The sequence below is a fragment of the Microbacterium trichothecenolyticum genome, assembly GCF_000956465.1.
Classification (GTDB): domain Bacteria; phylum Actinomycetota; class Actinomycetes; order Actinomycetales; family Microbacteriaceae; genus Microbacterium; species Microbacterium trichothecenolyticum.
Genome location: NZ_JYJA01000040.1, coordinates 324,170 through 337,772 on the forward strand (window position 1 = coordinate 324,170; position 13,603 = coordinate 337,772).

Sequence of the window (13,603 nt, forward strand, 5' to 3'; positions counted from 1 at the left end):
TGCCGGACTCAGAAGCCCGGGATGAGGCTCACGACGAGGTCGATGAGCTTGATGCCGACGAAGGGGGCGATCACGCCGCCCAGCCCGTAGACGAGCAGGTTGCGGCTGAGGATCTGTGACGCGCTCGCGGGGCGGTACTTCACTCCGCGCAGCGCCAGGGGGATGAGGATCACGATGATGATCGCGTTGAAGATGATCGCGCTCGTCACCGCCGACGCGGGCGACGACAGGTGCATGACGTTGAGCGCCGCGAGGCCGGGAAAGACCCCCATGAACATCGCGGGGATGATCGCGAAGTACTTCGCGATGTCGTTGGCCAGCGAGAAGGTGGTCAGCGCGCCGCGCGTGATGAGCAGCTGCTTGCCGATGCGGACGATGTCGATGAGCTTCGTCGGGTCGGAATCGAGGTCGACCATGTTGCCGGCCTCCTTAGCGGCCGACGTTCCGGTGTTCATCGCGACGCCGACGTCGGCCTGCGCGAGCGCGGGTGCGTCGTTGGTGCCGTCGCCGGTCATCGCGACGAGGTTGCCGCCCTGCTGCTCCTTGCGGATCAGCGCGAGCTTGTCCTCGGGGGTCGCTTCGGCGAGGTAGTCGTCGACGCCCGCCTCCTTCGCGATGGCGGCCGCCGTCAGCGGGTTGTCGCCCGTGATCATGACCGTGCGGATGCCCATCGACCGCAGCTCGTCGAACCGCTCGCGCAGGCCGTCCTTGACGATGTCCTTGAGGTGGATGACCCCGAGCACCCGGCCCTCGCCGGCCGCGTCGCGAGTGGCGACGACGAGCGGCGTGCCGCCCGACTGCGCGATGGCATCCGTCTCGCTCGTCAGCTGGGCGCGCGCAGCGGTCGGGACGTCGGATGCGGATGCTGCGAGCCACGCGATCACGGCAGACCCGGCGCCCTTGCGCACCTGCGTGCCGTCCGCGAGGTCGAGGCCGCTCATGCGGGTCTGGGCGGTGAAGGGGACGACGGTGGAGCCGGCAGGCTCGCTGACGCGGATGCCGCGCACCGCGGCGAGCTCGACCACTGAGACGCCCTCGGGGGTGGGATCCGCAAGCGACGAGAGCGCGGCCGCCTGTGCCAGCTCGTCCTCGCGGACGCCCGGCATCGCGACGAAGTCCGAGGCGCGGCGGTTGCCGTACGTGATCGTGCCCGTCTTGTCGAGGAGCAGCGTCGTGACGTCGCCCGCGGCCTCGACGGCGCGGCCCGACATAGCGAGCACATTGCGCTGCACGAGGCGGTCCATGCCGGCGATCCCGATCGCCGAGAGCAGAGCCCCGATGGTGGTCGGGATGAGGCAGACCAGCAGAGCGATCAGCACCGGGATGCTCACGGGCGACGCGGCGTACGACGCGATCGGGTTGAGCGTCAGCACGACGATCACGAAGACGATCGACAGGCTCGCGAGCAGGATGTTCAGCGCGATCTCGTTGGGCGTCTTCTGGCGCGCGGCGCCCTCGACGAGCGCGATCATGCGATCGACGAACGTCTCGCCGGGCTTCGACGTGATGCGCACGACGATGCGGTCCGACAGCACGCGGGTGCCGCCGGTGACGGCTGAGCGGTCTCCGCCCGACTCGCGCACGACCGGCGCGGACTCGCCCGTGATCGCCGACTCGTCGACGGTCGCGATGCCCGCGACGATGTCGCCGTCGCCGGGGATCAGCTCGCCGGCCGACACGATGACGACGTCACCGAGCGCCAGGTCGGACGAGGGGACCTCGATCGCGTCGGAGCGCTCGGCCGCGGGATCCGTGTTCCCGTCGTACGCGGTGACGCGACGCGCCGTGGTCGACGTCCGCGTCTTGCGCAGCGACGCGGCCTGAGCCTTGCCGCGGCCTTCCGCCACCGACTCCGCGAGGTTCGCGAAGAGCACGGTGAGCCACAGCCACACGGCGATGCTCCATGTGAAGCCGAAGGGCACCGGCGTGCCGCCGGACTGCTCGGGGCCGCCGAGGAATGGCTCGGCGATCGCGATCGCCGTGGTGAGGGCGGCGCCCACCCACACCAGGAACATGACGGGGTTGCGCCACAGCGCGGCCGGGTTCAGCTTGCGCACGGCCCCGGGCACGGCCGCCCACAGCTGGGCGGCGCTGAACGCGCGGGAAGAGGGCTTGGGCGACTTGGGAGCGACCGTGCCCGCGACGGGGCGTGAGGTCGGCTCGACCTCCCCGGTCGAGCGAGCGGAGCGAGACGAAACGTCGGTGGACATGTCAGACGAGCCCTTCCGCCAGGGGACCCAGCGTGAGAACGGGGAAGTACGTGAGTGCGGTGATGACGACCGCGACGACGGCGAGGAGGCCGACGAACTGCGGGCGGTGCGTGGGCAGGGTGCCGGCCGTCGAGGGCACCGGCGCCTGGGCGGCGAGCGAGCCGGCCAGGGCGAGCACCAGCACGATGGGCAGGAACCGGCCGAGCAGCATCGCGACGCCCAGCGCCGTGTTGAGCCACGGCGTGTTCGCGGTGAGCCCCGCGAACGCCGAGCCGTTGTTGTTCGCCGCCGAGGTGAACGCGTAGAGCACCTCGCCGAGACCGTGGACGCCGGGGTTCCAGATCGAGGTCGACTCCATGTCGGCGCGGATCGCCGGGATGCCGAAGCTCAGCGCCGTGCCCGCGAGCACGAGCGCGGGGGTCACGAGGATGTACAGGCTCGCGAGCTTGATCTGGGTGGGCCCGATCTTCTTGCCGAGGTACTCGGGCGTGCGGCCGACGAGCAGCCCGCCGACGAACACCGCGATGACGGCGAGCACGAGCATGCCGTAGAGGCCCGACCCGACGCCGCCCGGGGCGACCTCGCCGAGCATCATGTTGCTCATCGGGATCATGCCGCCGAGTGCGGTGTACGAGTCGTGCATCGAGTTCACGGCGCCGGTCGAGGTGAGGGTGGTCGCACCGGTGAAGAGCGTCGAGCCCCAGATGCCGTACCGCACCTCCTTGCCCTCCATCGCGGCGCCGGCGAGATGCGGCGCGGTGCCGAGGGCCAGCGACTCCAGCCACGTCACCGCCGCGATCGACACGATGGCGATCGTGCTCATGACGGCGAGGATCGCGTAGCCCTGGCGGTCGTCGTGCACCATGCGGCCGAACGCCCGCGGGAGCGCCACCGGGATGGCGAGGATCAGCAGGATCTCGAGCACGTTCGACCACGGCGTCGGGTTCTCGAACGGGTGCGCGGAGTTGGCGTTGAAGAAGCCGCCGCCGTTCGTGCCGAGGAGCTTGATGGCCTCCTGCGAGGCGACCGGCCCGCCCGGGATCGACTGTGTGCCGCCCGCGACCGTGCCGACGTCGACGAACCCGTTGACGTTCTGCACCACGCCCGCGATCACGAGCGCGATTGCCGACACGACGGCGAGCGGCAGCAGCAGGCGCGTGACACCGCGGGTGAGGTCGACCCAGAAGTTGCCGATCGTCGCGGACCCGCGCCGCGCGAAACCGCGCACGAGCGTGACGGCGACGGCGATTCCCACGGCCGCAGACACGAAGTTCTGCACCGCCAGCCCGGCCAGCTGCACGGTGTAGCCCATGGTCAGCTCGGGGGAGTACGACTGCCAGTTCGTGTTGGTCACGAACGACACCGCGGTGTTGAACGCGAGGCCCTCCGGTACGGCGGGCAGGCCCAGCGAATAGGGCAGCACGGCCTGGAAGCGCTGCAGCGCGTAGACGAGGAGCACGCCGACGGCGGAGAAGGCGAGCACGCCGCGCAGGTACGCCTGCCACGTCTGCTCCGACCGAGGGTCGACCCCGACGAGGCGGTACATGCCGCGCTCGACGCGCCAGTCCTTGCTGGCGGTGTAGACGCGGGCGATCCAGTCGCCGAGCGGTCGGTAGAGGAGCGCGAGGATCAGGACGACCGTCGCGATCTGGAGGACGCCGGTCCACACGGTGGCCGCGTCCATCAGAACTTCTCCGGCTTCACGAGGGCGACGACGAGGTAGACGATTGCGGCGAGGCCGAGGGCCGCGCCGACGAGCGAGAAGACGATCATCCCCACGCCTCCCCGCTCGTCGCTTCGCGCCGGGCGGAGCCTCGGGCGCGTGGGCCGAGCTTCTCCACCGCCTTGGCGACGAGTCCGACGAGCGCGAACAGCGCCAGCGTCAGTGCGAGGTAGATGACATCGAGCACAGGGTCTCCCGGTGGGTGCAGTTGCAGCGGTGCTCCGCGGTGCGGCGGGCCGGATTCGATGCAACTCCCGGGCGGATGCCGTGGCGGTCGTCCTCACGGAATCCGAACGTCGTTCGAGGCGACACTCACGGGTCCCTGACGCGGCGTTGACATGACACCACGGTGATGTCACTCTGACGTCATGCAGATCAGCACGCACGTCGACGAGCTCCAGCGTCAGCTTGCCGCGGCAGCCGGCCCCGACGCCTCGGAGGTCGCGGCGCGCCTCGCGGCAGCGCTCGAGCCCGCGGTGCGGCTCGCGATCCTCGAGGCGCTGTCCGAGGCGGCGGGCGAGATCACGCGCGAGCTCGCGCCGGGGTCCGTCGACCTGCGCCTGCGCGGGCGAGAAGTCGACTTCGTCGTCGCACGGCCTCAGCCCGAGCCCACGACAGAGGCAGCCGCCGGCTCGAGCGGTCCCGTCCTGTTCGCGGCCGCGGCATCCGATGATCCCGATGACGCCACCGCGCGCACCACCCTGCGCCTGCCCGACTCGCTGAAGGCACGCGCAGAGGCGGCTGCGACCGCCGAGGGGCTCTCGCTCAACACGTGGCTGGTGCGGGCCGTCGCGGCGGCCGTCGAGCCTGCACCCCCGGCGGCTCGCGGTTCGAGCTCGGCCTACACCGGCTGGGTGCGCTGATGCCGACGTTCCCCGTGTCAGGCCCGGCGGCCGTGCGCATCGAGCTGCAGATGGGCCGCATCGACGTCGTCGCAGAACGCCGTCGCGACCTCGCCGTCGACGTCGCGCCGGCCAACCCGCACCGCGCGGGCGACCGCAGCGCAGCCGAGGCGGTGCGCGTGACGCAGGCGGGGTCCGACCTCCGCATCGTCGGCCCGGTGCGGTTCAACCTGTTCGGCTCGGGCGACTCCGTCGACGTGTCCGTGCGCATCCCGACCGGTTCGGACGTCTCGCTCGCGCTCAAGTACGGCTCGATCCGCGTCGCCGGGGCGGTCGGCACCGCGCGGATCGCGCTGGATTACGGTGACGCGACCCTCGAGCGCACCGGCCGCGCCGACCTGGGCCTCGGGCACGGGGAGCTCCGCGTCGAGCACGTGCGCGGCGACGCGGACGTGGACATCAAATCCGGCCGTGCCCGCATCGGCATCGTCGACGGGGCGCTGAGGCTCAAAGGATCGGACGCCGGCATCGATGTCGGCTCGGTCTCGGGCGTGGCCGACATCGCGACGTCGAGCGGCGTCGTGCACCTGGGCGACCCGGGCCCCGCGCTCACGGTGCGGTCTGCCTACGGCCCGGTGCGCATCGGCGACCTCAACGGCGGCACCGCGCGGATCGAGGCGTCGTACGGCGCCGTGGACCTCGGCATCCGCTCGGGCACGGCGGCGTGGCTCGACGCGTCGAGCCAGCACGGCGTGGTGCGCAACGAGCTCTCCGCGGTTGCGGGTCCGGTCGAGGGCGAGGCGTCGGTCGAGCTCTACGCCCGTGCCGGGTACGGGGACATCACCGTGCACCGCACCCATCCCGTCGCCGGCGGCGACTAGGGGCGCCGAGGTCAGGCGCGGGCGGTCGCGTCCTCGAAGGCGACCCACGCGAGCATCGCGCACTTCACGCGCGCGGTGAACTTCGAGACGCCCGAGAGGGCCGCGGCGTCGCCGAACACCTCTTCGTCCAGCGGGATCTCGCCGCGCGAGCGCAGCGCTTCGCGGAAGCCTTCGACGAGAGCGGATGCCTCGGCCCGCGGCATCCGTTCCTCCTCCTCGATCAGCGCGGCGAGCATGGACGCCGAAGCCTGCGAGATGGAGCAGCCGGCGCCGTCCCACGTGACCTCGTCGACGGTCGTGCCGTCGTCCGACAGGCGCACGCGGAGGGTGATCTCGTCGCCGCAGATCGGGTTGCGCTGATACGACGTGGCGACCCGGCCCTCCTCGGCGCCGAGGCCCTTGCCGTGCGGGCGCTTGGAATGGTCGAGGATGAGCTCCTGATAGAGCGATTCGAGGCCGCTCATGCGCCGGCTCCGAAGAACGCCCTCACGCCCGACAGGGCGTCCAGGAACACGTCGACGTCGTCAGCCGTGTTGTAGAGCGCCGACGACGCCCGTACCGAGGCGGTGAGTCCGAAGCGGCGGTGCAGCGGCTGCGCGCAGTGGTGCCCGACGCGCACCGCCACCCCGCGGGCGTCGAGGAACTGACCCACGTCGTGCGCGTGCACGCCGTCGACGTCGAACGACCAGAGCCCCACGCGCTCGGCGCCCGCCGCGTCGCCGAGCAGCCGGATGCCGGGGATCGAGCGCAGGCCTTCACCCATGCGCGCTTCGAGGGCCTTCTCGTGCGCGTGCACCGCGGGCATGCCCACGGCGTCGAGATAGCGCACCGCGGCCGCGAGCCCGATCGCCTGCGACACCGGCTGGGTGCCGGCCTCGAAGCGCTGGGGCGGCGGCAGGTACGACGCCTCGTCGAGGGTGACGGTGGTGATCATCGACCCGCCGGTGAGGAACGGCGGCAGGGCCTCGAGCACCTCGGCGCGGCCGTAGAGGCCGCCGACGCCGTACGGCCCCAGCATCTTGTGGCCCGAGAAGACCGCGAAGTCGACGTCGAGAGCGGGGAAGTCGAGCGGCAGGTGCGGCGCGGACTGGCAGGCGTCCAGTACGGTCACCGCACCGACGGCCTGTGCGAGGGCGACGAGCTCGGCGACCGGGTTCACGATGCCCAGCACGTTCGACACGTGCGTGAACGCGACGATCCGCGTGCGTTCGCCGATGACGGTGGCGGCGGCATCCGTGTCCAGGGTCCCGTCATCACGGACGGGGATGTGGCGGAGCACCGCGCCGGTGCGGGCGGCCAGCTCCTGCCAGGGGATGAGGTTCGCGTGGTGCTCGGTCTCGGTGATGACGATCTCGTCACCGGGCTTCAGCGCGAAGCGCGCGCTGGCGGGGGCTCCGCGTCCGACGCTCGCGTTGCCGATCGCGTACGCGACGAGGTTGAGGCCGGCGGTCGCGCCGCTCGTCCACACCAGCTGCTCGGGGCGTGCGCCGACGAAGGCCGCGACCGTCGTGCGGGCGTCCTCGAAGAGCTCGGTGGCCTCCGCCGCGAGGGTGTGCGCACCGCGGTGGACAGCGGAGTTCGACCGCGTGAGGAAGTCGACCTCGGCGTCGATGACCGCCTGCGGCTTCTGGCTGGTCGCGCCCGAGTCGAGGTAGACGAGGCGTTCGCCGTTCACGCGCTCGCCGAGGAGCGGGAAGTCCGCGCGGAGCGCGTCGGCGTCAAGTGGCGCCGTCGGAGACGAGACGGATGCGGGAGAACTCACCCTTCAAGGCTACGCGGGATGCCGCGACCCGGCGCGGAGGCGCCCGTTCGGGCGCCGATCGTCAGGGCTTGGTCGTGACCGGGGGCTCGGAGGCGTCCGCCTTCTCGGGCGGTCCGGCCGGGCGCACCGCCCGGCGCCCGACGCGGTGCACCTGCGGCGCCGTGGCGCGTCCGGCGCGGTCGTCGCCCGGCAGCGCACGCGAGCGGCGGCCGTAGATCAGCTCGGACGAGTCCAGGAGCCAGGGCACGAGCGTGATCGACACGCCGTGCACGAGCATGAGCTGCTGCGCGATCCGGCGGGCGCGGCGGTTGTGCAGGATCGACTCCCACCAATGGCCGACGATGTACTGCGGCAGGTAGACGGTGACCACCGAGGAGCCGTGCTCCTCGCGGTACTTCTTGACGAAGTCGGCGATCGGGCTCGCGTACATGCGGTACGGCGATTCGATGATCTTGAGTGGGATCGGCATGCGGTGCTGGCGCCACTCCTCCTCCAGCGCCGCGGCATCCTCCTTCGTGACCGAGACGTGCACCGCGAAGGTCTTGTCGTGCTTCGCGGCCAGCGCGTAGTCGACCGCCTTCACGACGGGCTTCTGCAGCCGGTTGACGAGGATGAGAGCGACATCGCCCGTGGACCCGAAGTGCGTCTGGTCGTCCATCTCGATCTCGTGCTCGACGTCGCGGTAGTAGCGGTGCACGCCGACCATGAGGAACGACAGGATCGGGATAGCGAGGAACACGAGCCAGGCGCCGTGGGTGAACTTCGTGATGGTCACGATGACGAGCACGGACGCGGTCATCGTGGCGCCGAGCGAATTGATCACGAGACCCTTGCGCAGGCCGAAGAGCTCCGTGCGCGCCGAAGCAGCGCGGCGCTCATCGGCCGGGAGTTCGCGGATGCCGCGGATCCCCCGCATCCAATGCCGGATCATGCCGATCTGGCCGATCGTGAACGAGACGAACACGCCGATGATGTAGAGCTGGATCAGGTTCGTGAGATTGGCCTGGTAGACGACCAGTACGCCGATCGCGACCAGACCCAGGATGATCATGCCGTTCGAGTACACGAGGCGGTCGCCGCGCGTGTTGAGCGCCTTGGGCGCATAGCCGTCGCGCGCGAGCACCGACCCGAGCAGAGGGAAGCCGTTGAACGCGGTGTTCGCGGCGAGGAGCAGCACGACTGCGGTCGCCGCCTGGATGACGAAGAACGGGATGGAGTTCATTCCGAAGACGGCCGACGAGACCTGCGCCATGAGGCTCGGCTGCGGGTTGGAGCAGTCGAAGCCGATCAGGTCGCAGGGGTTCTCGGCGTAGTGCACGCCCGAGACGAGCGCGATCGCGGTGAGCCCGGCGAAGAGCAGGATCGCGATGCCGCCCATCATCGCGAGCGTGGTCTGGGCGTTGCGCACCTTGGGCTTGCGGAACGCCTGCACCCCGTTCGACACGGCCTCGACGCCGGTGAGGGCCGAGCAGCCGCTCGAGAACGCGCGCAGCACGAGCAGGATGACCGCGGCCTGCGTGAGGCTCTCGGTCTGCACCTCGTACTGGGCGCTCGACGCCACAGGTGGATTGCCGGTGACGATCTGGAAGAGCCCGACGAGGATCATGAGCCCGACCGAGCCGATGAAGACGTAGGTCGGGATCGCGAACGCCCGCGACGCTTCGCGCACGCCGCGCAGGTTCACGATGATGATCAGGATGACGAAGCCCACCGCCAGCTCGACGCGCCAGGGATTGAGGCCCGGGAGCGCGGAGATGATGTTGTCGACCCCTGATGCGACCGACACCGCGACCGTGAGGACGTAGTCGACGAGCAGCGCCGATGCCACGATCACGCCCGGCACCTCGCCGAGGTTCTTGCGTGCCACTTCGTAGTCGCCACCGCCGGAGGGGTACGCCTTGATCAACTGCCGGTAGCTGATCACGACGACGATCAGCAGCACGATGACCGCGGCGGCGATCCAGGGGGCGAACGCGAGGAACGCGAGGCCGCCGGTGAGGAGGATGAGGAGGAGTTCCTGCGGGGCGTACGCGACGGACGAGAGCGCGTCGGACGCGAAGATGGGCAACGCCATCTTCTTCGGGAGCAGGTGCTCGTCGGAGTCTGTGGACGCGAGCGGGTCCCCGAGGATGAGGCGCTTGGCGATCGGCGTCTCATCGACCGACTGCTCGCGGCTTTCGTTCGTCACGGCCCGTAAGGCTACTCGTGAGGAGAACGTGAGGATGCATCCAGACGTCCATCCTCACGAAATCCATACGGGTGCCTCTCTGGGACACTCGTAGCGTGGACGAGCAGATCATCCTCGGTGTGCTCGCGGTCACCCTCGGGGTGGTCGTGGGGGTGCTGCTCTTCGTCCCGTTCGTCGCGCTCAGCTACCGCCGCCGGGGCGGATTCGGCGTCGGCCGGTTCGTGCTCTGGGGCGCCGCCCTGGTCTACGTGATGGCGATCTGGACCTACACGCTCCTGCCCCTGCCGGACCCCGACACGATCGCGTGCGCGGGCGTGAACGTCGACGTGACGGCGATCGCCGCCGACCTGCGCGGGGCCATCGTGCGTCGAGGCAGCGGCTTCGCGACGGATCCCGCCGTGCTGCAGCTGCTGCTCAACGTCCTGCTCTTCGTGCCGCTCGGGTTCTTCCTCCGCGTGCTGGGCGGGCGCGGCGCGATCACGGCCCTCGTCGTCGGCGTCGGGCTGTCGGTCTTCGTCGAGGTCACCCAGCTCACCGGCGTCTGGGGCCTCTACCCCTGCGCCTACCGCGTGTTCGACGTGGACGACCTGCTCACGAACACCCTGGGCGCGGTGCTCGGCTCGCTGCTCGCGCTCGCCGTGCCGCGCCGCTACCGCGGCTCACCCCGCCTGCCCGACGCGGACCGGCCGCAGCCGGTCACGCGCGGCCGACGCCTCCTCGGCATGCTGTGCGACGGGCTCGCCGCCTGGGTGCTCAGCCTGACGGTGATCGTCGCGGTGCAGCTCGTGCTCTACCTCCTCGGTGCGGACGCGGCCGTGCGCGAGGGATCCGCGGCGAGCCTCATCGGCTCCGGGGTGTCGATCGTCGTGTGGCTCGTCGCGACGCTCGCGACCGGCGGCACGATCGGCGACCACGCCGTGCAGGTGCGCTTCACCGGCGGGCCGCTCCCGGTCGGGCTCGCGCGCTTCCTGCGCTTCGCCGCCGGCATCGGCGGCTACCTCGTGCTGAACGCGCTGCCGGGCGCGTGGACGTTCGTGGCCTCGGTGTTCGCGGCGGTGTCGATCCTGCTGGTCTTCACGACCGACGGGCATCGCGGCCTCCCCGGTCTCGCGTCGGGTCAGCGCCTCACCGACGCGCGGGAGCTGGAGGAACCGGATGCTGCGCCCCCCGGTTCCGCGACGGCTCCCGGCCTCTGAAACCGGGGCCGCGGCCGCGCAGGCCCTGGGACCACGCGCAGCCCGGGAGTAGAATCCCGCTGATCACCGCCTGGGGTCGTCGGAGTCGACGAGCTGCGGGGATCGGGGGTGCGATATGGCTGCCAAGCTGCCCTCCTCCGGAGCCATGCCGGAGGGGCAGGAACCCGGGTGCGACACGTCGGGCCTGATCCTGGTGCACAGGATCTTCCGCTGGCTGTATCGCGAGCTGCCGGAGCTCGTGCGCGGCGTGCCACCGGGCGACATCGACCGCGCGGCGATCGTGGGCCGGTACGCCCACCTGGACTTCTACGCGCTGCACATGCACCACGAGACCGAGGATGTCGCCCTGTGGGACAAGCTGGTCTCACGTGATCCGGGGTGCGCGCTGCACGTCGGCCAGATGCGCGCGCAGCACGCCGAGGTCGCCTCCCAGCTCGCCCGGATCGAGCCGCAGCTCGAGCCGTGGCTCCGGACGGCGGATGCCGCGCTGCGTGATGCGTTCGCCCGCGACATCGAGCACCTCCGCGACACACTCACCGCGCATCTCGGGCAGGAGGAGCACGACATCATGCCGGTGGCCGGCGCCGTGCTCTCCCAGCAGGAGTGGGACTGGATGGAGGAGCACACGCGCGCGGAGCTCATGGCGCACCGCAAGGAGCTCGGCAAGGACATCCTGTCCCTCCAGCTCGGACTGCTGGTGGCCAGCGTGCCCGAGGGAGAGCGGGACGAGTGGATGCGCGCGAACGTCCCCGCGCCGATCCGGCTGCTGTACCTCCTGCTGATGAAGCGGCAGTACGACAGGGCGATGCGGGAGCTCTACCCGGACCGCCCGGTTCCCGCGATGGTGTGACGGCCATGTGGAGACGCGTGACGCTGGACGTGCATCTCGACCACCCGCCCGCTCGCGTGTTCCCGTACCTCGCGGACCCCGGCACCTGGCACGACTGGGCGCCGGCGGTCGAACTCCGGCAGCGCGTCGGAGCCGGGCCGCCGAGTGCAGGCAGCCGCTGGAGCGCGGTCGACCACATCATCGGCCCGTTCCGTGTCCGGTTCGAAGACGTGCTCGAGGTCGTCGAACCGAACGAGCGGGTCGTGTGGCACTCCACGTCGCCGTGGAACTCGCGCGTCGAGTACGCCTGCTCCGCCGAGGACGTGGGCACGCGCGTGCACGCCGACTACGGGGGCGACGTCGCGGGGTGGCTGCGACTGGTCGCCCTGCTTCCGACGTTCGTCCTGTCGCGCATCCTCATGCGCGACTTCCGCGGCCTCCAGCGACTGCTCGATGCCGAAGACGCCCGCGCGGGAGCCGTCGCCGAACCCGCCTGACCCGCTCCGCGACGACGCCGGAAGGAACGGATGCCGCGGCCCGCAGCATCCTTCCACCGCCTACGCCGTCGGCGTCCCGAGGAACTCGCGCGCGGCGACCACGAGCGCGTCGACGCCGCGGCTCAGCGTGGGCTGGAGCACCGGGGCGAAGAAGGGCGAGTGGTTGGTCGGGATGTCGCGCTCGACCGTGCCGGCGGCGGTGGCTTCGGCGAACTTCGCCGGGTCGACCCCGCCCCAGAACCAGAAGACGAGCGGCACGCCGGCCTCACGGGCGAACCACGAGACGTCCTCGCTGCCGGTGAACATGCCCGGGTCGATCACGGTGCCCTCGCCGAACGCGGCGTCGAACGCCGCGCTGAGGCGGGCGGTGGACTCGGCGTCGTTGATGGTCGGGGGGAGCGTGTGGTCGGTGACGATGACCGGCGGCTCCTCGGCGCCCGAAGCCTGCGCCTCGGCGCGCACGATGCGCTCGACCTTCTCGAGCACGCGCGCGCGGGCCACGTCGTCGGGGTAGCGCAGGCTCAGCTCGAGCTTCGCCTCGGCGGGGATGATGTTGTTCTTCAAGCCGGCGTGGATCGACCCGACCGTCACGACCGCGACGTCGCGGGGGTCGACCTCGCGCGAGACGATCGTCTGCAGGCGCATCACCGTGGCCGCGGCCATGACGATCGGGTCGATGGTCGCCTGCGGGCGCGAGCCGTGGCCGCCGCGGCCCAGCAGGGTGACGGTGATGCCGTCGGATGCCGCCATCTGCGTGCCGCTGCGCACGCCGATGGTGCCGGCGGGCAGCGGCGTGACGTGCTGGCCGAGCACGATGTCGGGCTTCGGGAACTTCTCGAGCACGCCGTCGGCGATCATGGCCTGCGAACCGGCGCCGTACTCTTCGGCGGGCTGGAAGACGGCGACGACCGTGCCCGACCACTCGCCCTTCGTGGCGACCAGGCGCTCGAGGGCGCCGAGCAGCGCCGTCACGTGCATGTCGTGACCGCACGCGTGCATGACGGGCACGTCGTTGCCCGCCGGGTCGGTGCCGCGCGCCGTGCTGGCGTACTCGAGGCCCGTCTGCTCGGGCACGGGCAGGGCGTCCATGTCGGCGCGCAGCCACACGACAGGGCCTTCACCGTTGCGGATCACGCCGGTGACGCCGGTCTTGCCGATCCCCTCCTCGAACTCGACGCCGAGCGCGGTCAGATGCTGCGCGATCACCCCCGCCGTGCGGGTCTCCTGGAAGGACAGTTCCGGATGCCGGTGCAGATCGACGTAGATCGCTTCGAGGTCGAGGGTCATGCGGTCGAGCCTACGCGGCCACGCCGCCGCGCCCCTCCCGCTCCGCAGTCCGTCTCGGCGACCTCTCACCCCGCCGCGACCGCACGAAGCGACTGCGGAAGCGAAGACGTTCTGTGCTGCGCAGTCACGTTGTGCGGGTGCGGGCGGGGTGGACGCGCCGGAAGTGACTGCGGAGCGCGGAGGCATTC

General features: G+C 71.0%; 13 protein-coding genes. 5 read left to right on the forward strand and 8 right to left on the reverse strand.

All coding sequences use genetic code 11. The annotated features are described in order from the left end of the window. Positions 1-8 precede the first annotated feature (8 nt). The 4 genes from kdpB to RS82_RS21420 are packed head-to-tail and all read right to left on the reverse strand — an operon-like array spanning position 9 to position 4,120. Positions 9-2,210 (reverse strand): potassium-transporting ATPase subunit KdpB, encoded by a 2,202-nt coding sequence (kdpB, locus tag RS82_RS18610; protein WP_045302161.1) that lies wholly within the window; start codon positions 2,208-2,210, stop codon positions 9-11. Between the two features lies 1 nt (position 2,211). Beyond that, a complete protein-coding gene (kdpA, locus tag RS82_RS18615) occupies positions 2,212-3,894 on the reverse strand; it encodes a potassium-transporting ATPase subunit KdpA (RefSeq protein ID WP_045302162.1) in 1,683 nt (560 codons plus the stop codon). Next, positions 3,894-3,983 carry a potassium-transporting ATPase subunit F gene (locus RS82_RS18620; protein WP_045302164.1) on the reverse strand — a complete coding sequence of 30 codons (90 nt, stop codon included), beginning with the start codon at positions 3,981-3,983 and terminating at the stop codon, positions 3,894-3,896. The genes kdpA and RS82_RS18620 overlap by 1 nt, the downstream gene beginning before the upstream one ends. Beyond that, positions 3,980-4,120, reverse strand: a complete 141-nt coding sequence (locus RS82_RS21420; RefSeq protein WP_157005676.1) for a hypothetical protein — start codon at positions 4,118-4,120, stop codon at positions 3,980-3,982. The genes RS82_RS18620 and RS82_RS21420 overlap by 4 nt, the downstream gene beginning before the upstream one ends. A gap of 181 nt (positions 4,121-4,301) precedes the next feature. Here RS82_RS21420 and RS82_RS18625 point away from each other — a divergent pair, with 181 nt between their 5' ends. Next, a complete protein-coding gene (locus RS82_RS18625; protein WP_045302165.1) occupies positions 4,302-4,796 on the forward strand; it encodes a toxin-antitoxin system HicB family antitoxin in 495 nt (164 codons plus the stop codon). Then, complete coding sequence (locus RS82_RS18630) at positions 4,796-5,656, forward strand: DUF4097 family beta strand repeat-containing protein (RefSeq protein WP_045302167.1); 861 nt, start codon at positions 4,796-4,798, stop codon at positions 5,654-5,656. The genes RS82_RS18625 and RS82_RS18630 overlap by 1 nt, the downstream gene beginning before the upstream one ends. 11 nt (positions 5,657-5,667) lie before the next feature. On the opposite strand, the gene sufU is transcribed toward RS82_RS18630, so the two are convergent. The 3 genes from sufU to RS82_RS18645 all read right to left on the reverse strand — a co-directional run bounded on the left by sufU (position 5,668) and on the right by RS82_RS18645 (position 9,549). Beyond that, entirely contained in the window at positions 5,668-6,120 is a 453-nt protein-coding gene (gene sufU / locus RS82_RS18635; RefSeq protein WP_045302169.1) for a Fe-S cluster assembly sulfur transfer protein SufU, read from the reverse strand. Then, on the reverse strand, positions 6,117-7,418 hold the full coding sequence (locus tag RS82_RS18640) for a cysteine desulfurase (protein ID WP_045302171.1): 1,302 nt from the start codon (positions 7,416-7,418) through the stop codon (positions 6,117-6,119). The genes sufU and RS82_RS18640 overlap by 4 nt, the downstream gene beginning before the upstream one ends. Positions 7,419-7,479: 61 nt before the next feature. Beyond that, a complete protein-coding gene (locus RS82_RS18645) occupies positions 7,480-9,549 on the reverse strand; it encodes an APC family permease (protein WP_045302302.1) in 2,070 nt (689 codons plus the stop codon). 152 nt (positions 9,550-9,701) lie between these two features. On the opposite strand from RS82_RS18645, the gene RS82_RS18650 reads away from it, so the two are divergent. The 3 genes from RS82_RS18650 (at position 9,702) to RS82_RS18660 (ending at position 12,128) form a co-directional block, all read left to right on the forward strand. Continuing rightward, positions 9,702-10,802 (forward strand): VanZ family protein, encoded by a 1,101-nt coding sequence (locus tag RS82_RS18650; RefSeq protein WP_045302173.1) that lies wholly within the window; start codon positions 9,702-9,704, stop codon positions 10,800-10,802. A gap of 115 nt (positions 10,803-10,917) precedes the next feature. Beyond that, the gene (locus tag RS82_RS18655; protein ID WP_052676936.1) at positions 10,918-11,652 is read left to right on the forward strand and encodes a hemerythrin domain-containing protein; all 735 of its coding nucleotides are present in this window, start codon (positions 10,918-10,920) and stop codon (positions 11,650-11,652) included. Positions 11,653-11,669: 17 nt separating this feature from the next. After that, positions 11,670-12,128 (forward strand): SRPBCC family protein, encoded by a 459-nt coding sequence (locus RS82_RS18660; protein WP_045302175.1) that lies wholly within the window; start codon positions 11,670-11,672, stop codon positions 12,126-12,128. Positions 12,129-12,188: 60 nt separating this feature from the next. Here RS82_RS18660 and RS82_RS18665 read toward each other — a convergent pair whose 3' ends face one another. Next, positions 12,189-13,415, reverse strand: coding sequence for an amidohydrolase (locus RS82_RS18665; RefSeq protein ID WP_045302176.1), 1,227 nt, complete (start codon positions 13,413-13,415; stop codon positions 12,189-12,191). Between the last annotated feature and the right edge of the window lie 188 nt (positions 13,416-13,603).